Source organism: Pseudomonas fluorescens, from assembly GCF_000967965.1.
Lineage (GTDB): Bacteria > Pseudomonadota > Gammaproteobacteria > Pseudomonadales > Pseudomonadaceae > Aquipseudomonas > Aquipseudomonas grandcourensis.
This window is the reverse complement of record NZ_LACC01000027.1, coordinates 1-19,923: the sequence shown is the minus strand read 5'-3', so window position 1 is coordinate 19,923 and position 19,923 is coordinate 1. Positions and strand designations below refer to the sequence as shown.

Here is a 19,923-nt window from a genome sequence, read left to right as displayed (position 1 = left end):
ATTCCGATCCCGGCAAGCGACAAGCTTTGCCCGGAGGGAGTATCGCGGCCACCGACATCCGGTCGCGATGATGTTTTTTATAGTATTGAAGTGGCGCCCTGCAACCTCGGTGTCATCTCCCTACAACCGCTGCAAATGCCCATAAAGCTTGGCGTACAACCCACCGTCGGCGATCAGTTGCTGATGGTCGCCATCCTCGGCAACTTGCCCGCCGTCGAACACCAGCACACGATCAGCCTGTTTTACCGCCGAAAGTCGGTGGGCGATGATCAACGTGGTGCGGTTGCTCAGGAAGCGCGCCAGTGCCTGATGCAGGTTGTATTCGGTGGCGGCGTCCAGCGCGGAGGTGGCTTCGTCGAGGATCACCACCTTGGGTTCGGCCAGTACCATCCGGGCGATGGCCAGGCGTTGACGTTGCCCGCCGGACAAGCGCACCCCGGAGCGCCCGACGACGCTGTCCAGGCCATTGGGCAAACCCCGGACCGTGCCGTGCAACTGGGCGATTTCCAGTGCCTGCCAGCAGGCCTCGTCACTGCGCTCGCGGCCCATGGTCAGGTTGGCCCGGATGGTGTCGTTGAACAGCGCCGGATGCTGTAGGACTACGGCAACATTTTCTCGCACGGTTTCCAGGCCGATCTCCTGCTGGGTCGAACCGCCGAAGCGAATGGTTCCGGCCAGCGGCGTGTACAAGCCCAGCAGCAGTTGCACCAGTGTGCTCTTGCCACCGCCACTGGCGCCGACGATCGCGACCTTTTCGCCGGGGGCAATGGACAGGTTCATCTGGTTCAGGACCAGTTCATCGCCATAACCGAAGCTCAGCCCTTGAACTTCCAGCCCGACCGTCTCGCGACCGACGAAAGGGTCGACGCCGCCCGGGTATTCGGGCTCATCGGCTCGGGACAGCAGCTCGTTGATCCGCGACAGCGCACCGCCGGCAGCGTAGTAGGCATATTGCAGGTTCAGCAGCTGTTCAACCGGACCGATCATGAACCACAGGTAGCTGAACACCGCGAGCATCTGGCCGATTGAAAGGTCGGAAAACAGCACCGTGAGCATCGCCGCGGCGCGGAAAATATCGATGCCGAACTGGAACAGCAAACCGCTGGCCCGGTTCGACGCATCGGTTTTCCATTGCGAATTCACCGCATAGTCACGCACGTCCCGGGCGCGATGCCCCAGGCGGCCGAGGAAAAAACCCTGGCGGTTGCCGGCGCGAACTTCCTGGATGGCGTCCAGTGTTTCGGTCAGTGCCTGGGTAAAGCGCGAAGTGCTGTCGTTCTCGAGTTTCTTCAGGTGCTTGACCCGCTTGCCCAACTGCACCGTGGCGTAGATCACCAGCGGGTTGAACAGCAGAATCAGCAATGCCAGCTTCCAGTGCATCCACATCAGAATGCCCGCCGTGCCAACCAGGGTCAGCATGGCCACGAGGAAACGGCTGAGGGTTTCGCCGACGAATTTGTCCAGCGTGTCCAGGTCAGTCACAAGGTGCGTGGTCACCGTGCCGCTGCCCAGGCTTTCGTATTCGCCCAGGGAGATACGCTTGAGACGCTCGATCAGGCGTATACGAATGCGGTAGACGATGTCCTTGGCCAACCCGGCGAACAATTTCGCCTGCACCACGTTGAACAGCAACGCCGAGCAACGCAGGGTCAAGGTCACCACCAGCATCAGGCCGATGTAGCCAGCAGCTTTCTGCCAGCCGTCGGGCAGCACGTGGTTCATGATCTTCAGCGCGGCATCACCATGCCCCAGCAACACCTCGTCCACCAGCAACGGCAGGAGCAAGGGAATCGGCACGCTGCACAAGGTCGCCAGCACGGCCACGCCGTTGGCGATCCACAGGGATTTCTTGTGATGCAGGGCCAGGCGGCGGATTTCCGCCCAGCTCAGACGGTCGACACGTTTAGCGGTAGCAACATCATCGGGCAGGTCATGCACAGGCAGCGCGCTCCAGCCAGCGGCCGAGCAGCGGGGACAACTCGCTCAACGGCTGATAGCCATTGGTCAACAACGCCAACTGTCCATTTCGCTCAGCCAGCAACGTAGGAAAACCGGCGATGCCCAGGTCCTGGACCCAAGTGAAATCGGCAGATGTCGCGGCGTGCGTATCGGCACGGTCGAACGCGGCGGCGAATTCAATTCGCGGCAGACCGGCCTGCTCTGCCAGCTCCACCAGGACACTGGCGCGCGTGACATCGCGACCTTCAGCGTAAAAGGCGTGCTGAATCAGCCCGAGCAGTTTCCACGCACAATCCGGCGCCAGGTTGCGCGCAGTCACCAGCGCCCGGCAGGCAGGTTCGGTGTCATAGACAAAACCGTCAGGCAACGCGCCTTCGCGCTTGAACGGCTGGCCGGTAGCCTCGGTGACCGCCTGCCAGTGTTCAAGTATGTAGCGCCGGGTGGTCGGTTCCAGCGCGGCACCGCTACCGGTGCGCAAACCACCCACCACCAGATGCACGTCCACACCGGCAGCCGCCGCCTGCTCTACCAATGCGTTTGCAACCGGAGCAAACCCCCAGCACCAGGAACACATCGGGTCCATCACATAGAGCAGGCGCGCAGACATGATTCAGGCCTCGGAGGATGCTTGCTTGTAGTTGAAGCCGATCGGGTGAGGCTGGTTACGAGCCTTGGCCAGTTCGATCTGCTTCTGCCGGTCGATCGCGCTGCGACGGGTCTTCTCACTCAGCTTATCCCAGCAATGCGGGCAACTGATGCCGGCCACGTAATGCTCGGACGCGCGGTCTTCCACGCTCACCGGCGTGCGGCAGGCATGACATTGATCGTAGTCGCCTTCGCTCAGGTCGTGACGAACGGTCACGCGGTTGTCGAACACGAAGCAGTCGCCCTGCCACTTGGTTTCTTCCTGCGGCACCTCTTCGAGGTACTTCAGGATGCCGCCCTTGAGGTGAAAAACCTCACCGTAGCCCTCGCTGAGCATGTAGCTCGAGGCCTTCTCGCAGCGGATGCCACCGGTGCAGAACATCGCGACCTTCTTGTGCACGGCCGGGTCGAAGTTGGCTTTGATGTAATCGGGAAATTCGCGAAAACTGGTGGTTTTCGGGTCAATGGCGCCTTCGAAGGTACCGATCGAGACTTCGTAATCGTTACGGGTGTCGATCAACAGCACTTCCGGGTCGCTGATCAGGGCGTTCCAGTCCTGCGGATCGACATAGGTGCCGACCTTTTTGTTCGGGTCCACGCCTTCCACGCCAAGGGTGACGATTTCTTTCTTGAGTTTGACTTTGGTGCGGTAGAACGGCTGATCGTCGCAGTACGACTCTTTATGGTCGATGTCGTCCATGCGCGGGTCGTTCTTGAGCCAGGCCATCAGCCCGTCGATGCCTTCGCGGCTGCCGGACACGGTGCCGTTGATGCCTTCTTCGGCAATCAGCAGGGTGCCTTTGATGCCGTTGTCGACCATCGCTTGCAGCAGGGGCTCGCGCAGGGCGACGTAATCTTCCAGGGTGACGAACTTATACAGTGCCGCCACGACAATCTGTTGTGTCATGGGTAAATCTCCAGGTGGCTACCCTCGTAAGGGGTGAACCGGATGCGAAAAAAAACGCGCCGGGTTATCGGCGCGTTGGGCATTCTAACAAAAAGACAGCTTCAAGCGGCAAGCTTCAAGCCGCAAGTTTGGAGCACGGCGCCTTGAGCTTGCAGCTTGTAGCTTATAGCTGTTTTGGCTGCTTCTCTCCGCCAGCACAGGTCGGCGAGGCCGGAGCCGCGTCGATCTGTGCCCATTCCTCTGGCGTGTAGGTATGCAGCGCCAACGCATGGAACTCTTCCATCAGCGCGCCGAGCGTGCCGTAGACGCTTTGGTGACGCTTGACCCGACTCAGGCCTTCGAACTGCGCGCTGACCACCACGGCCTTGAAATGGGTTTGCAGCCCACGGCTGTGCATATGGCTCTCATCCAGCACTTGCAGATGCTCGGGCTGAAGCAGGCCCAGCGTCGATTCGATGCGTTGTTGCATGGTCATACCGAACTCCGTTTAAGGCTTTTTCTTGGCTGGCGCGGCTGCGTCTTTCGGCGTCAGCTCGGCGGTCATGTCAGCCAGCAGCTTGTTGACCACCGGCACCGCGCTTTCCAGCTTGGCCTGGGTCATCTGGGCCGATTGCTGGGTCAGCTGAGGCATTTTTTCCAGGACTTTCTTGCCCAGTGGCGACTGGTAGAACGCAACCAGGTCCTTGAGCTCGGATTCGGTGAAGTTGGTGGTGTAGAGCTTGACCATGTCCGGCTTCAGCTTGTTCCAGCCAATGGCCTGGTCCAGAGCGGCGTTGGCCTTGGCCTGGTAGGTTTCCAGCACGGCCTTTTTCGACTCAGGGGCTTTGGTCTGTTCGAAACGCTGGGCAAACATCTGCTGTACTTGCATGTACACCGGGGTGCCCAGTTTGTCAGCGTGCGCCATGGTCAGGAAAGCCTCGGCACTGGCGTTATGGCTAGCGGTGTCGGCAAAAACCTGGCCGCTGGCGCAGACCAAAGCAACGGCGGTACAGATGGCACGAAGACGAGTCATCGAGTTTCCTTTTCTAACTGGCGAGGTAAGACCCCAAGGGCGTCCATTCTGCGCCTAAAAAAGTGTGCCGCTCAACCCCAAGCCTTGTCGCACCTGATTTAGAGGGGTTGAATGGTCAAATTCAGACTGATGGAACCACGGCCGTCGATCACGGCCTAAACTGCGCAATCGGACCTACAGGAGTGAGCAAGATGAGCCGTATCGAAACCGACAGCCTCGGCCAGGTTGAAGTCCCGGATGAAGCCTACTGGGGCGCTCAGACACAACGCTCGCTGATCAACTTCGCCATTGGCAACGAACGCATGCCGCTGGCCGTGTTGCATGCCCTGGCGCTGATCAAGAAAGCCGCGGCACGGGTCAATGATCGCAACGGCGATGTACCCGCCGATATCGCGCGCCTGATCGAGCAGGCGGCCGATGAAGTGCTGGCTGGCGACCACGACGACCAGTTTCCGCTAGTGGTCTGGCAAACCGGCAGCGGCACCCAGAGCAACATGAACGTCAACGAAGTGATCGCCGGGCGCGCCAACGAGCTGGCCGGCAACCCCCGTGGCGGCAAGTCTCCGGTGCACCCCAACGATCACGTCAATCGCTCCCAGAGTTCCAACGACTGTTTCCCCACCGCCATGCACATTGCGGCCGTCCAGGCGGTGCAACAGCACTTGCTGCCGGCGATCAGTGAACTGTCCGGCGGGCTGGCCGAACTGGCCGCCCGCCACATGAAACTGGTCAAGACCGGCCGTACGCACATGATGGATGCGACACCGATCAGCTTCGGTCAGGAAATCTCGGCCTACATCGCGCAACTCGATTACGCCGAGCGGGCGATCCGCAGCGCGCTGCCCGCGGTCTGCGAGCTGGCCCAGGGCGGAACGGCTGTCGGCACCGGGCTGAATTCACCCCACGGCTTCGGTGAGGCCATCGCCGCAGAATTGGCCGCCCTCTCCGGTTTGCCGTTTATCACCGCGCCGAACAAGTTCGCCGCACTGGCCGGCCATGAGCCGCTGACCACGCTGTCCGGCGCGCTGAAAACTCTCGCCGTGACGCTGATGAAAATCGCCAACGATCTGCGCCTGCTGGGTTCCGGCCCGCGCGCCGGCTTCGCCGAAGTCAGGCTGCCGGCCAACGAACCGGGCAGTTCGATCATGCCGGGCAAGGTCAATCCGACCCAGTGCGAAGCGCTGTCGATGCTAGCCTGCCAGGTATTGGGTAACGACGTCGCCATCGGCTTTGCCGCCAGTCAAGGCCACTTGCAGCTGAACGTGTTCAAACCGGTGATCATCCATAACCTGCTGCAATCGATCCGTTTGCTGGCTGATGGCTGCAGTAACTTCCAGCAGCACTGCGTGGCCGGTCTGGAACCGGATGCGGAAAAAATGGCTGAACACCTGGAGCGTGGCCTGATGCTGGTGACGGCGCTCAACCCGCACATCGGCTATGACAAATCGGCGGAAATCGCCAAGAAGGCCTACAGCGAAGGCCTTACCTTGCGCGAGGCGGCGTTGCAGCTCGGGTATCTGACTGACGAAGAGTTCGATGCGTGGGTGAGGCCGGAGAATATGCTGGAGGCTGGGGCCAAGGGCTGAGTGCTGTAGCGCCTGATAGTCCGTCTTCGCGAGCAAGCCCACTCCCACATTGGATCTTTGTCGCACATCAGATCCCTGTGGGAGCGGGCTTGCCCGCGATGAACGATAACGCGGTCTAACTGGCGGCCATCCGCACCTTCCGCGCCTTCAGCCCGGCAATCAACGATGGCCCCAACGCCACCAACGCCGACCCCAGCACCACTAGCACCGCACCGCCATATCCCAGACCATTGATCGTTTCGGCGTGCACATACTCGGGCCACAGCCACGCAGCCATGGCAACCGCGGCAAAGGTCACCAACGGCGTGATGGCCAGCGTCGCGCTGACCCGGGAGGCTTCCCAATGGGCCAGGGCCTCGGCAAACGCGCCATAGGCAATCAGGGTGTTGAGACAGCACGCCAGCAGCAACCAACCCTGCAACGGGTTCAATTGCAACGCTTCGAGCGGATGCACCCACGGCGTCAATAGCGCCGCGCAAAACAGGTAGATCACCATCATCACCTGCAGCGAATTCCACACCGTCAGCAATTGCTTCTGCCCCAGGGCATAGAAGGTCCAGACCGTGGACGCCAGCAGCACCAGCAGCACGCCGGCGGTGTAGTCGGTCAGCGACGTGAGCAACTCGCTCAAGCGCTGGTTGAAAAACAGCGCAAAGCCGATCAGCAGCACCAGCAAGCCAATCCCCTGTCCCAGGCTGAAACGCTCCTTGAACACAAACAGACTGGCGATCAGCAGCATGATCGGGCCCATCTGCACCACCAGTTGCGCCGTGCCGGGGCTGAGCAGGTTCAGGCCCATCAAATACAACACATAGTTACCGACCAAGCCGAGCACCGCCATCAGCACCAGCCAGCCACCACGAGGACCGAGCACCTTGCGGCTGGGCAGGCGCCTGGTGGCCGTCAGGTAAATGAACAGGCAACCGCCGGACACCAGCAGGCGAAACCAGGTCACCGTTACCGGGTCCATCACCAGCAATACCTGCTTGAGTTTGATCGGCAGGATTCCCCACAACAACGCGGTCAACAAGGCCAGGAACAGACCGTAACCCCAGCGACCCGATGAAATGTGCATGTGAACCCCAACGCCAACTGACAGGAGTCGTCATTCTAGGCCCGCAGCGGTGGCGTACACAGGGACAGTTTCGGACTGGCCGCGAATGAAACTGTGCGGGTCGTAATCTTTGAGGGGGATTTTTTACAACCGAGTTGCGCCCATCGCGAGCAAGCTCGTTCCCACAGGTTTTGTGGCGTACACAAGATTTGTGATCGCAGCTGAACACTGTGGGAGCGAGCTTGCTCGCGATGGCTATTTGACTGACAACGAGAAATATAGAGGCTTACCGCACCGCTTCAAACAGCCCGGTTGCCCCCATCCCGCCACCCACGCACATGGTGACGATGCCGTAACGCAGGTTGCGTCGCTGCAATTCACGAACCAGATGCCCGACCTGGCGCGAACCGGTCATGCCGAACGGGTGACCGATGGAAATCGAACCGCCGTTGACGTTGTACCGGGCGTTGTCGATTTCCAGGCGGTTGCGGCTGTACAGGCATTGCGAGGCGAACGCTTCGTTGAGCTCCCACAGGTCGATGTCGTCAATCCGCAAGCCTTTGGCCTTGAGCAGTTTCGGTACCGAAAACACCGGGCCGATGCCCATTTCGTCCGGCGCGCAACCGGCCACGGTAAAGCCGCGGAAGAACGCTTTCGGCTTGAGCCCCAGCTCCAGCGCTTTCTCCAGGCTCATCACCAGGGTCATGGACGCGCCGTCAGACAGCTGCGAAGAGTTGCCCGCCGTGACCGAGCCATCTTCGGCGAACACCGGTTTCAACCCGGCCAGACTTTCCAGGGTGGTGTCCGGGCGGTTGCAGTCATCGCGGTCGACGATGCCGTCGAGGGTCTGTGCTTGACCTGTGGCCTTGTCTTCGACGCGATACTTCACCGCCATCGGCACGATTTCATCGGTGAACAGCCCGCCGGCCTGAGCCTCTGCGGTACGCTGCTGGCTTTGCAGCGCGTACAGGTCCTGCTCTTCACGGCTGACACTGTACCGACGCGCGACGACTTCAGCAGTCTGGCCCATCGGGAAGTAGATGCCCGGCACCTGCTCCTTGAGCAGCGGGTTGATCAGGTTGTCGTTATTGACGCTATTCATGGTCAGGCTGATGGACTCGACGCCGCCGGCGACGATGATGTCGCTGCAACCCGAAGCGATCTGGTTGGCGGCAATGGCGATCGCCTGCAAGCCCGAGGAACAGAACCGGTTGAGGGTCATGCCGGCCGTGCCGATACCCAGGCGCGAGAGCACCGCGACGTTGCGACCGATATTGAAACCCTGGGCGCCTTCGTTGGAGCCGGCGCCAACGATGCAGTCCTCGACGCTCGCCGGATCGATACCGGTGCGCGCCAACAGTGCATCGACACAGTGTGCCGCCATGTCGTCCGGGCGGGTCATGTTGAATTTACCGCGAAAGGATTTGGCCAGGCCGGTCCGCACGCTGTCGACGATCACCACTTCACGCATGACATACCTCATTGTTGTTATCGGTTGAGAGTGGACCGAGCATAAGTCCAGCGCTTCACCGACCGCGACAATCATTCACCTCGCATATGCGTAACCATCGCCTCAATCCTTGTCCTTACGCTTTTTGTCTTCTTGCCGGTCGGATTTTTCGAAAGCCTCCTCCAATGCCCGGTTGATGGTGCGCAAGACTTTGACCCGTGCCCAGCGCTTGTCGTTGGCTTCCACCAGGGTCCATGGCGCAATCTCGGTGCTGGTACGGTCGACCATGTCGCCGACCGCCCCGCGATAGTCATCCCATTTTTCACGGTTGCGCCAGTCGTCTTCAGTGATCTTGAAGCGCTTGAAGGGAATCTTCTCGCGCTCCTCGAAGCGCTCCAGTTGCGTCTGTTTGTCGATAGACAGCCAGAATTTGACCACGATCACACCGGCGTCGGTGAGCTGTTCTTCGAAATCGTTGATTTCACCGTAGGCACGCAGCCAGTCTGCCGGGCTGCAAAACCCTTCGATGCGCTCCACCAACACCCGGCCATACCAGGAGCGGTCGAACACAGTGAACTTGCCCCGGGCCGGCAGGTGCCGCCAGAAGCGCCACAGATATGGCTGCGCCCGTTCTTCCTCGGTGGGCGCGGCAATCGGCACGATGCTGTACTGGCGTGGATCAAGCGCTGCCGCTACTCGGCGGATCGCCCCGCCCTTGCCGGCCGCGTCGTTGCCTTCGAACACCGCCACCAGGGCGTGGCGGCGCATGCGTTTGTCACGCATCAACCCGGAAAACCGCGCCTGCTCGGTGATCAGCTGTTCCTCGTAATCATCCTTGTCCAGGTGCAGGGTCAGGTCCAGGCTGTCGATCAGGTTCACTTGATCGACACTGGGGAACACTGGCGCGGCACTGACCTTTTCCGGATGGATCGTCGGCCGCGTCAATGCGCCCTGCAGGCCCGCCAGCAGAATCCGCCCCACGGCCAGGCTGCGATAATGGGCATCCGCCCCGGCGATCACATGCCAGGGTGCATAGTCGCGGCTGGTGCGGCGCAGCACCCGCTCGCCATACTTCACGAACCTGTCGTAGGTTTGCGACTGCTGCCAGTCCAGCGGGCTGATGCGCCAGCTGTGCAGCGGGTCGTCGGCCAATGCCTTGAGGCGTGCCTTCATTTGCTTCTTGGAGAGGTGAAACCAGAACTTGAAGATCAGCGCGCCTTCATCGCAGAGCATCTTTTCCAGGCGCTCGGCGGCATTGATCGCCTGGTCCAGTCGCGGATCCTTGAACTCGCCATGGACCCGCCCCTGCAGCATCTGGCTGTACCAGTTGCCGAAGAAAATCCCCATGCGCCCCTTGGCCGGGAGCATCCGCCAGTACCGCCATGCCGGCGGCCGCGCCAGTTCCTCGTCGGTTTGCTGATCGAACGTGCGGACCTCGATCAAGCGCGGGTCCATCCACTCGTTGAGCACCTTGATCGTCTCACCCTTGCCGGCACCTTCAATGCCATTGATCAAAATGATCACCGGGAAGCGGCGTTGCTGCTGCAATTCGAATTGCGCTTCGAGCAACGCTTCGCGCAGGGCCGGGATTTCGGCGTCGTAGGTTTCTTTGTCGATGGCGTGATCGATTTCGGCGGATTCAAACATGGGTGGCTCCCTTCCAGATGTGAGCAAGACTAGCGGATTGAACTGAAGGCCAGCAGAGATTCTCCCGGTCTCGGCCAATGCATACCTTGCCACGGATCAAGCACCACGCCGTCGATCGGCTAGAATGGCGGCCTTGCCGTTGCCGAGCCTGCCATGAAACCTGTATTGCCCCACGCCCAGCTCGACTGGGACGACCAAGGTCGCCCCTATTCGCGAGTGTTCGACGATGTGTATTTCTCCGACCAGTCGGGGCTGGACGAAACCCGATATGTCTTTATCGAACAGAACCGTTTGGCGGAACGTTTTGCTGCCTTACCCGAGGGCGGGCGGCTGGTCATCGGTGAAACGGGGTTCGGCACCGGGCTGAATTTTCTGTGTGCCTGGCAGGTGTTCGAGCAACACGCCGCGGCCGGTGCGCGGCTGCATTTTGTCAGCGTCGAGAAGTACCCGTTAAGTCCCGACGACTTGCAGCGGGCCCTGGCGCTGTGGCCGGAACTCAAGGTGTTTGCCGATCAACTGCTTGAGCAATACGTAGCCATCCATCAGGGTTTTCAGCGCCTGACGCTGGACCACGGTCGCGTGACCCTGACGCTGCTGATCGGCGATGCACTGGAGCAACTGCCGCAACTCGATGCCCGAATCGACGCCTGGTTCCTCGACGGTTTCGCTCCGGCGAAAAACCCCGACATGTGGACCGCCGAACTGTTTGCCGAGCTCGCACGCCTGGCCGCTCCCGGTGCATCCATCAGCACCTTCACCAGCACCGGCTGGGTGCGGCGCCTGCTCAACGCCGCCGGCTTCAAGATGAAACGCACCCCAGGCATCGGCCACAAATGGGAAATCCTGCGCGGCGAGTTCCTCGGCTGGCCTCAGGAAACGCCGGCCCCGGCCCTGGACAAACCCTGGTTTGCCCGCCCGGCTCCGCTGACCGGCGAGCGCCAGGCACTGGTGATCGGTGCCGGCCTGGCCGGTTGTGCCAGCGCCGCCAGCCTTGCCGCGCGGGGCTGGCAAGTGACGGTCCTGGAGCGCCACGACGACATCGCCCAGGAAGCCTCGGGCAACCCGCAGGGTGTGCTCTACCTGAAGTTATCCGCCCACGGCACGGCACTGTCGCAAATGATCGTCAGCGGATTCGGCTACACCCGACGACTGCTCGAACACTTGCAACGGGGCCGTGACTGGGACGATTGCGGCGTGTTGCAACTGGCCTTCAATGCCAAGGAAGCCGAACGCCAGGCGCAATTGGCCGCGGCGTTTCCAGCGGACTTGCTGCACCTGCTGGATCAACCCGAGGCACAGGCCGTGGCCGGTATCGGGCTGGCACAGGGGGGACTGTTCTATCCCGAAGGCGGCTGGGTCCACCCACCTGCGCTGTGCCAGTGGCAGGCTGCACATCCACAGATTCAATTGCTCACCCATCACGATGCGCTGGAGCTGCACAAGGTTGAGGGCCGGTGGCAAGCCTGGGACGGCGAGCGATTGCTTGCCGACGCCCCCGTGGTGGTGCTCGCCGGTGCGGCTGAAATCCAGCGTTTCCCCGAGAGCGCCGAGTTGCCGCTCAAACGCATTCGCGGACAAATCACCCGCCTGGCGCAAACACCGCAAAGCCAGGCCCTGAGCACCGTGGTGTGTGCCGAAGGCTATGTCGCCCCTGCCCGTTTGGGCGAACACACCCTGGGGGCCAGTTTCGATTTCAAGAGCGATGACCTGACGCCGACCACAGTAGAACACCTGGGCAACCTGGCCATGCTCGAAGAGATTTCCCACGATCTGGTCGAGCGCTTACAGGCCGATAAACTGGCGCCTGAAAGTCTCCAGGGTCGCGCCGCGTTTCGCTGCACCAGCCCCGACTACTTGCCAATCGTCGGCCCGCTGGCCGACACCCAGGCATTCACCCAGGCCTATGCAGCGCTGGGCAAGGATGCCCGGCAGGTGCCGGACATCGAATGCCCATGGCTTGACGGTTTGTACATCAACAGCGGTCACGGCTCGCGCGGCCTGATCACCGCGCCGCTGTCCGGAGAACTGCTGGCGGCGTGGCTGGACAACGAACCCCTGCCATTGCCCAGAAGCGTGGCCGAAGCCTGTCACCCCAACCGGTTTGCCCTGCGGCGCCTGATCCGAGGCAAGTAGTCGAAACACCAGCCGAAGTCGCCCTCACGGGGCGCTTCGGCCGTGGTCTGGCGCGCATATAACTCATCGATCTAAAACTCCCCTTACCGAGGTGGGTCAGTTTCTGAGTACCCGCTGTTCCGGCGCGGTATTGATCGACCCTCCCCAACGGAAAAACCGGTAAGGAATTTATGTGCGGATTAGCTGGCGAGTTACGTTTTGATCATCAACCTGCAGACCTTGCAGCCGTTGAACGAATCACCCATCACCTGGCCCCTCGCGGCCCCGACGCCTGGGGATTTCATAGCCAGGGGCCGGTTGCCCTGGGCCATCGACGCCTGAAAATCATGGACCTGTCGGACGGCTCGGCGCAGCCGATGATCGACCCGCAATTGGGCTTGTCCCTGGCCTTCAACGGGGCAATCTACAACTTTCCGGAACTGCGCGCGGAACTTGAAAGCCTGGGTTACGCCTTCTATTCCGGTGGCGACACCGAAGTGTTGCTCAAGGGCTATCACGCCTGGGGCGAAGCACTGCTGCCGAAACTCAATGGCATGTTTGCCTTTGCCATCTGGGAGCGCGATGCCCAACGCCTGTTCATCGCCCGCGACCGTCTCGGCGTGAAACCACTGTACCTGTCGCGCACCGGCCAGCGCCTGCGCTTCGCCTCAGCGCTGCCGGCATTGCTCAAGGGTGGCGACATCAACCCGATCCTCGATCCCGTGGCGCTCAATCACTATCTGAATTTCCACTCCGTGGTCCCGGCACCTCGCACCTTGCTGGCGGGCATTGAAAAACTGCCGCCGGCCACCTGGATGCGCATCGAAGCCGCTGGCCGCACCGAGCAGAAAACCTGGTGGACCCTGCCCTATGGCCCTCACGCCGATGAGCAGAACCTGAGCCTCGAAGACTGGCGAGACCGTGTGCTCGACAGCACCCGCGAAGCGGTAGCGATTCGTCAGCGTGCAGCGGTCGATGTCGGCGTGCTGCTGTCCGGGGGTGTCGACTCGAGTTTGCTGGTGGGCTTGTTGCGGGAAGTCGGCGTGGACAATCTGTCGACCTTCTCCATCGGCTTTCAGGATGCCGGTGGCGAGCGTGGGGACGAGTTCCAGTATTCGGACCTGATCGCCCGGCACTACGGCACGCAGCATCACCAACTGCGTATCGAAGAAAAGGAAATCATCGAACAACTGCCCGCCGCGTTCCGCGCCATGAGCGAACCGATGGTCAGCCATGACTGCATCGCCTTCTACCTGTTGTCCCGGGAAGTGGCCAAACACTGCAAAGTCGTCCAGAGCGGCCAGGGCGCCGATGAACTGTTCGCCGGTTACCACTGGTATCCGCAAGTGGACGGCGCGAGTGATCCGTATGCCGCGTACCGCGAAGCGTTTTTCGACCGCAGTTATGACGACTACGCCGCCACTGTGCAACCGAAATGGCTGACCGCGAATGACGCCGCCGGTGACTTCGTCAAAGCCCATTTTGCCCAGCCCGGTGCCGATGCGGCGGTGGACAAGGCCTTGCGTCTGGACAGCACGGTGATGCTGGTGGACGACCCGGTCAAACGGGTCGACAACATGACCATGGCTTGGGGCCTGGAAGCGCGCACGCCGTTTCTCGACTATCGCCTGGTGGAGCTGTCGGCACGGATTCCGGGGCGTTTCAAACTCCCGGACGGTGGCAAGCAAGTCTTGAAAGAAGCTGCGCGACAAGTGATTCCCAGTGAAGTGATCGACCGCAAGAAAGGTTACTTCCCGGTGCCGGGCCTCAAGCATTTGCAGGGCGATACGCTGGAATGGGTGCGCGAGTTGCTGCTCGATCCCAGCCAGGATCGCGGCCTGTTCAACCCCGCGATGCTCGACCGTCTGCTGACTGATCCACAGGGGCAACTGACACCGTTGCGCGGCTCCAAGCTGTGGCAATTGGCGGCCCTCAACCTGTGGCTCAGCGAACAAGGAATCTGACCGATGAAACCTCACGCCACGGCCATCAGCCAACGCCTGTTGCGCGGCCAGTCGCCCTCCTACGAACGCCTGCAGGCACGCCTGGCCGAAGACGGCAGTGCGCTCGGCGCGGCACCGATTGCCGTGCATTGCGGCTGGGGCCGCTTGCTGATCGGCCACACCTTCGCCGATGCCGCGAGCCTCGCCGAGGAGTTGCTCAACGAGCAGCCCGGCGAGCGGGACATAGCCCTGTACGTCGCCGCGCCCCAGCAAGTACTGGGGCTGGAGCCGACGCAACTGTTCCTCGACCCGTCCGATACCTTGCGCCTGTGGTTCAGCGACTACCGTCAGGCGACCCGGGTGTTTCGCGGTTTTCGCATTCGACGCGCGCAAAGCGATGCCGACTGGCAGGCAATCAACCAGCTGTACCAGGCCCGCGGCATGTTGCCGATCGATGCCACCCTGCTGACGCCGCGTCATCTGGGCGGCCCGGTGTACTGGCTGGCCGAAGACGAGGACAGCGGCGCGGTCATCGGCAGCGTCATGGGCCTCAACCACCACAAGGCCTTCAACGATCCGGAAAACGGCAGCAGCCTGTGGTGCCTGGCGGTCGACCCGCATTGTGCGCGGCCGGGTGTCGGTGAAGTGCTGGTGCGGCATTTGATCGAACACTTCATGAGTCGCGGGCTCGCCTGCCTCGACCTGTCGGTGCTGCACGACAACCGCCAGGCGAAAAGCCTCTACGCCAAGCTCGGTTTTCGCAACCTGACGACCTTCGCCATCAAGCGCAAGAACGGCATCAATCAGCCGCTGTTTCTCGGGCCCGGCCCGGAAGCCGCGTTCAACCCCTACGCTCGGATCATTGTCGAGGAAGCACACCGTCGTGGCATCGATGTGCACGTCGATGACGCCGACGCCGGGATGTTCACCCTCAGCCATGGCGGGCGCCGGGTACGCTGCCGCGAATCCCTGAGCGACTTGACCAGCGCCGTCAGCATGACCCTGTGCCAGGACAAAAGCCTGACCCACAAAGTGCTCAAGGCTGCCGGATTGAACCTGCCGGCGCAGCAACTGGCGGGTAACGCCGATGACAACCTGGCCTTCCTCGATGAACACCAGCGCGTGGTGGTCAAGCCACTGGATGGTGAACAGGGCCAAGGGGTGGCGGTGGATTTGCGCACCATCGAGGAAGTGCAGCAAGCCATGGAAGCCGCTCGCCACTTCGACAGCCGCGTACTGCTGGAAAGTTTCCACGAAGGCCTGGACCTGCGCATTGTGGTGATCGGCTTTGAAGTGGTCGCCGCCGCCATTCGCCGGCCGGCCGAAGTGGTCGGCGACGGCCAGCACTCCATCGGTGCATTGATCGAAGCCCAGAGCCGCCGGCGACAAGCGGCCACGGGCGGCGAAAGCAAGATCCCGCAGGACCAGGAAACCCTGCGCACCTTGCGTGCAGCCGGATACGGCTACGACAGCATTCTGCCGGCCGGTGAGCACCTGTTCGTACGGCGCACGGCGAATCTTCATACCGGCGGCGTGCTTGAGGATGTCACGGCGATCCTGCACCCGACGCTGGTGGATGCAGCGGTACGGGCCGCGCGGGCCCTGGACATTCCCATGGTCGGTCTCGACCTGATGGTGTCCGCCGCTGACCAGCCGGACTATGCATTTATCGAAGCCAATGAACGGGCCGGGCTGGCCAACCATGAACCGCAGCCAACGGCGGAGCGGTTTGTGGATCTGTTGTTTCCATACAGTCAGCCGGTGGTCTCTTAGCCATGTGTTGTCTGGACTGATGCTATCGCGCGCAGGCTCGCTCCCACCTTTGATCGCGTTCCCCCTGTAGGAGCGAGCCTGCTCGCGAAGGCGGCCGTATAGGCGATAACCAATCAGGAGTTTCCATGACCAGCAAAATCCCCGAACCGGACCTCGGTTACCTGCAAAAAGTGCTGCTGGAAATGCTCGCCATTCCCAGCCCCACCGGGTTCACCGACACCATCGTGCGCTACGTCGCCGAACGTCTTGAAGAACTGGGCATTCCCTTCGAGCTGACCCGTCGCGGCACCATCCGTGCCACGCTCAAGGGCAAGAAGAACAGCCCCGACCGCGCCGTTTCCGCCCACCTGGACACCATCGGCGCGGCGGTGCGTGCGGTAAAGGACAACGGCCGCCTGAGCCTCGCGCCCGTCGGCTGCTGGTCCAGCCGTTTTGCCGAAGGCAGCCGGGTCAGCCTGTTTACTGACAATGGCGTGATCCGCGGCAGCGTCCTGCCGCTGATGGCTTCCGGGCACGCGTTCAATACCGCCGTGGATGAAATGCCGATCAGTTGGGATCACATCGAATTGCGCCTGGACGCTTACTGCGCCACCCGTGCCGACTGCGAATCGCTGGGCATCAGCGTCGGCGATTTCGTCGCCTTCGACCCGCTACCGGAGTTCACCGAAAGCGGCCACATCAGCGCCCGTCACCTCGACGACAAGGCCGGGGTGGCCGCGCTGCTGGCCGCGCTCAAAGCCATTGTCGACAGTGGCGAAGAGCTGATGATCGACTGCCATCCGCTGTTCACCATCACCGAGGAAACTGGCAGCGGCGCGGCGGCGGCTTTGCCCTGGGACGTCAGTGAATTCGTCGGCATCGACATCGCACCGGTCGCGCCTGGCCAACACTCCAACGAGCACGCGGTGAGCATCGCGATGCAGGATTCCGGCGGCCCCTATGACTATCACCTGTCGCGCCACCTCTTGCGCCTGGCCAGCGACAACGAGTTGCCGGCACGCCGGGACCTGTTCCGCTACTACTTCAGCGACGCCCATTCGGCGGTGACCGCCGGCCACGACATTCGCACCGCCCTGCTCGCCTTCGGCTGCGACGCCACCCACGGTTACGAGCGCACCCACATCGACAGCCTCGCCGCCCTGAGCCGCCTGCTCGGTGCGTATATCCTCAGCCCGCCCGTGTTTGCCAGCGATGCACAACCGGCCAAGGGCTCACTGGACCGCTTCAGCCATCAGCTCGAACATGACACACAGATGGAAAGCGATACGCGAGTGCCGTCGGTGGACAGCCTGGTGGGGCAACGGTCGGAGAACTGATCCAGGATCTTCATCGCCAGGTATACCGCTATCGCCAGGTATACCGCTATCGCGAGCAAGCTCGCTCCCACAGTTGATCGGTGGTGAACACTAATATCCGGTCCGCCGCTGAACCCTGTGGGAGCGAGCTTGCTCCGGGCGGCGTTCCGACGATGGCGGCGGATCGGACAACATAAAACGACCAAACTAGCGGCAATCTCGCATTCGCCGTAGCATCGCGCCATTGATCCAACCGAGGTGCCTATGCTGATCCCCTACGACCAACTTCAAGTCGACACCCTCACCCGCCTGATCGAGGATTTCGTGACCCGCGACGGCACGGACAATGGTGACGACACCCCCCTGGAAACCCGCGTACTGCGCGTGCGCCAAGCGCTGACCAAGGGCCAGGCACTGATTGTCTTCGACCCGGAAAGCGAGCAATGCCAACTGATGCTCAAGCACGACGTACCCAAGCACCTGTTTGACTGAAGTCTTCAGCGTCCCTTGGTCTTCGCCAGTTTGTTCTGGATGCGTTCGTAGATTTCGCAGCGGTGCACATTGACGTCCTGAGGCGCTTCGACGCCAAAGCGAATGTTGTTTCCGTTGATCGCGAGAACGCGCACGGTAATGTTGTCACCGATGGAAATGGTTTCGCCCACAACGCGAGTGAGTACGAGCATGAAGAGTGTCCTTCAGGGGTTTCTGGCCCTTGAAGATGCCCGGCCCGCCGTACGCCTACAATGCTCCGACAGCAAACCAGACCGGACTGACAGCCCTTGGCGCACACCACTTACGGAAAGGTCTGACAGGCCGGTTGAATGTAGGGCCGATCTGTCAGGACGCGGAGAATCGCGGCCCGAACAGAATGATGCTCGCGCCGATCACACACAGCGCCACACCGAGCCAGTCCGAACCCAGCGGACGAATCCGCTCGACCACGGCCAACCAGCCGATTGAGGCAATGATGTAGATGCCACCGTAAGCGGCGTAGGCGCGGCCGGCGTAGGTGGCTTCGATCCGGGTCAGCAGCAGGGCGAACAGGGTCAGGCTCAGGAGCGCCGGCACCACCCACCACATGCTTTTACCCTGGCGCAGCCACATCCAGAAGGCAAAGCAACCGGCAATTTCGAACAGCGCGGCGAGGAAAAACCACAGGTAATTGAGCATGCAAGCGTCTCGCGAGGATGGCCGATGGCGGCCACCCTAACCACAGCGTTGCCTGCGGGCAAGATCAGCTTGCGGATTGCCTGGCCTTGACGCGCATTTTGTCGGCCATGACGGTCATTTCGTTGTAGAGCAATTGCGGGTTCTTCTGCTTGATCGCCCAGGCCATGCGCCCCTGCTCGTGGGGCAGGATCATGAACTCGCCGGCGGCGACCTGCCGATAGATGTAGTCGGCGATGTCGGCGGCGCTGATGGGCGAGCTTTCCAGCAACTTGCCGACCTGGGCTTTCATGGCCGGGGTCGGGCCACGAAAAGAGTCCAGCAGGTTGGTCTGGAAGAACGACGGACACACCACATGCACGCCGACTTCCTGATGCGCCAACTCGATCAGCAGGCTTTCGGACAACGCCACCACGCCCGCCTTGGCCACGTTGTAGTTGCTCATCGCCGGGCCTTGCATCAGCGCGGCCATGGACGCGATGTTGATGATCTTGCCTTTGCTTTTTTCCAGCAGTGGCAGGAACGCCTTGCAGCCCTTGACTACGCCCATCAGGTTGATCGCAATCTGCCAGTCCCAGTCCTCCAGGGACAACTCACTGAAGAACCCGCCAGACGCTACACCCGCGTTGTTGACGATGACATCGATGCCACCGAGTTTGACTTCGCAGGCTTGGGCGAACGCTGTCAACTGGCTGTAATCGCGCACGTCGCAGCGCTGGATGAAACCGTCGCCGCCCGCTTCGCGGACCAACTTGAGGGTTTCCTGCAAGCCGGGCTCGCTGACGTCCGACAAGGCCAGTTGCCAGCCTTCACGCGCCCAGCGCAGCGCGATTTCGCGACCCAGGCCAGAGCCTGCACCAGTGATCATCATGCGATTTTGCATAGCAAACAGCCTTGTTGTTCTCGGAAGATGCACCGAGTGTAGCGAAGGAAATTGCCCGACCCACGCTCCATCAGATTGCTGAATGGCCCGAGCAAACTGCGGGAGCGTCTGACGCAATTAAGGCAACTACAAAAGAAATAAGAACCCGTCCGAAATACTTCAAAAAAACTTGGAATTTTCCTGCAAGCGCAAGAGTCGGATTTTTAAGCAGCTCGAATTTACTTCAGTCCCACTGACCTTGATTGGCATGGTCAATCCACTGCATTTTCGACAAGGAAACAGACATGGGCACAATACTGATCATCATTCTGATCCTGTTACTGGTCGGTGGTTTACCGGTCTTCCCGCACTCCAGAAGTTGGGGTTACGGCCCGTCCGGAATCATCGGCGTCGTATTGGTGGTGCTGTTGATCCTGCTCTTGCTCGGCCGAATTTAAATATCTGCCAGGCAAAAAAAGAGGCCCTTGAAGGGTAATGCCGATCAGTTAAG

The 19,923-nt window shown here is 61.3% G+C and carries 18 protein-coding genes; 7 read left to right on the top strand and 11 right to left on the bottom strand.

From position 1 onward, the window contains the following. Positions 1-120 precede the first annotated feature (120 nt). From VC35_RS22105 to VC35_RS22085, 5 genes are all read right to left on the bottom strand, one after another. Complete coding sequence (locus VC35_RS22105; protein ID WP_046042590.1) at positions 121-1,938, bottom strand: ABC transporter ATP-binding protein; 1,818 nt, start codon at positions 1,936-1,938, stop codon at positions 121-123. Further along, positions 1,931-2,533 carry a DsbA family protein gene (locus tag VC35_RS22100; protein ID WP_185754836.1) on the bottom strand — a complete coding sequence of 201 codons (603 nt, stop codon included), beginning with the start codon at positions 2,531-2,533 and terminating at the stop codon, positions 1,931-1,933. Before VC35_RS22100 ends, VC35_RS22105 begins: the two co-directional genes overlap by 8 nt. Positions 2,534-2,569: 36 nt before the next feature. Beyond that, positions 2,570-3,511: an oxygen-dependent tRNA uridine(34) hydroxylase TrhO gene (trhO, locus tag VC35_RS22095; RefSeq protein WP_046042587.1), complete on the bottom strand. Its 942-nt coding sequence runs from the start codon at positions 3,509-3,511 to the stop codon at positions 2,570-2,572. 163 nt (positions 3,512-3,674) lie between these two features. Next, complete coding sequence (locus VC35_RS22090) at positions 3,675-3,986, bottom strand: BolA family protein (protein WP_046042585.1); 312 nt, start codon at positions 3,984-3,986, stop codon at positions 3,675-3,677. Positions 3,987-3,998: 12 nt separating this feature from the next. Then, entirely contained in the window at positions 3,999-4,523 is a 525-nt protein-coding gene (locus tag VC35_RS22085; RefSeq protein WP_046042584.1) for a DUF2059 domain-containing protein, read from the bottom strand. 191 nt (positions 4,524-4,714) lie between these two features. On the opposite strand from VC35_RS22085, the gene VC35_RS22080 reads away from it, so the two are divergent. After that, positions 4,715-6,109 carry a class II fumarate hydratase gene (locus VC35_RS22080; RefSeq protein WP_046042583.1) on the top strand — a complete coding sequence of 465 codons (1,395 nt, stop codon included), beginning with the start codon at positions 4,715-4,717 and terminating at the stop codon, positions 6,107-6,109. Positions 6,110-6,224: 115 nt separating this feature from the next. On the opposite strand, the gene VC35_RS22075 is transcribed toward VC35_RS22080, so the two are convergent. The 3 genes from VC35_RS22075 to pap form a co-directional block, all read right to left on the bottom strand. Beyond that, complete coding sequence (locus VC35_RS22075; RefSeq protein WP_046042582.1) at positions 6,225-7,184, bottom strand: DMT family transporter; 960 nt, start codon at positions 7,182-7,184, stop codon at positions 6,225-6,227. Positions 7,185-7,449: 265 nt separating this feature from the next. Next, positions 7,450-8,634, bottom strand: coding sequence for a thiolase family protein (locus VC35_RS22070; protein ID WP_046042580.1), 1,185 nt, complete (start codon positions 8,632-8,634; stop codon positions 7,450-7,452). Positions 8,635-8,736: 102 nt separating this feature from the next. Beyond that, on the bottom strand, positions 8,737-10,260 hold the full coding sequence (gene pap, locus VC35_RS22065; RefSeq protein ID WP_046042579.1) for a polyphosphate:AMP phosphotransferase: 1,524 nt from the start codon (positions 10,258-10,260) through the stop codon (positions 8,737-8,739). A 153-nt stretch (positions 10,261-10,413) separates the two neighbouring features. Between pap and mnmC the strand changes: the two genes are divergently transcribed. The 5 genes from mnmC to VC35_RS22040 all read left to right on the top strand — a co-directional run bounded on the left by mnmC (position 10,414) and on the right by VC35_RS22040 (position 17,875). Then, positions 10,414-12,393, top strand: a complete 1,980-nt coding sequence (mnmC, locus tag VC35_RS22060; RefSeq protein ID WP_046042578.1) for a bifunctional tRNA (5-methylaminomethyl-2-thiouridine)(34)-methyltransferase MnmC2/FAD-dependent 5-carboxymethylaminomethyl-2-thiouridine(34) oxidoreductase MnmC1 — start codon at positions 10,414-10,416, stop codon at positions 12,391-12,393. Positions 12,394-12,563: 170 nt separating this feature from the next. Then, positions 12,564-14,336: an N-acetylglutaminylglutamine amidotransferase gene (locus VC35_RS22055; protein WP_046042577.1), complete on the top strand. Its 1,773-nt coding sequence runs from the start codon at positions 12,564-12,566 to the stop codon at positions 14,334-14,336. Between the two features lie 3 nt (positions 14,337-14,339). Next, complete coding sequence (gene ngg / locus VC35_RS22050) at positions 14,340-16,088, top strand: N-acetylglutaminylglutamine synthetase (protein ID WP_046042576.1); 1,749 nt, start codon at positions 14,340-14,342, stop codon at positions 16,086-16,088. A gap of 125 nt (positions 16,089-16,213) precedes the next feature. Beyond that, positions 16,214-17,404: an osmoprotectant NAGGN system M42 family peptidase gene (locus VC35_RS22045; protein WP_046042575.1), complete on the top strand. Its 1,191-nt coding sequence runs from the start codon at positions 16,214-16,216 to the stop codon at positions 17,402-17,404. 243 nt (positions 17,405-17,647) lie between these two features. Next, positions 17,648-17,875, top strand: coding sequence for a YheU family protein (locus VC35_RS22040; RefSeq protein ID WP_008017754.1), 228 nt, complete (start codon positions 17,648-17,650; stop codon positions 17,873-17,875). Between the two features lie 5 nt (positions 17,876-17,880). On the opposite strand, the gene csrA is transcribed toward VC35_RS22040, so the two are convergent. The 3 genes from csrA to VC35_RS22025 all read right to left on the bottom strand — a co-directional run bounded on the left by csrA (position 17,881) and on the right by VC35_RS22025 (position 19,433). Then, positions 17,881-18,066 (bottom strand): carbon storage regulator CsrA, encoded by a 186-nt coding sequence (gene csrA / locus VC35_RS22035; protein ID WP_046042574.1) that lies wholly within the window; start codon positions 18,064-18,066, stop codon positions 17,881-17,883. A gap of 154 nt (positions 18,067-18,220) precedes the next feature. Beyond that, positions 18,221-18,553: a YnfA family protein gene (locus tag VC35_RS22030; protein WP_008004345.1), complete on the bottom strand. Its 333-nt coding sequence runs from the start codon at positions 18,551-18,553 to the stop codon at positions 18,221-18,223. A gap of 64 nt (positions 18,554-18,617) precedes the next feature. Continuing rightward, a complete protein-coding gene (locus tag VC35_RS22025) occupies positions 18,618-19,433 on the bottom strand; it encodes an SDR family oxidoreductase (protein ID WP_046042573.1) in 816 nt (271 codons plus the stop codon). Between the two features lie 284 nt (positions 19,434-19,717). Here VC35_RS22025 and VC35_RS29130 point away from each other — a divergent pair, with 284 nt between their 5' ends. After that, positions 19,718-19,870 (top strand): DUF3309 family protein, encoded by a 153-nt coding sequence (locus tag VC35_RS29130; protein WP_046042572.1) that lies wholly within the window; start codon positions 19,718-19,720, stop codon positions 19,868-19,870. Positions 19,871-19,923 lie beyond the last annotated feature (53 nt).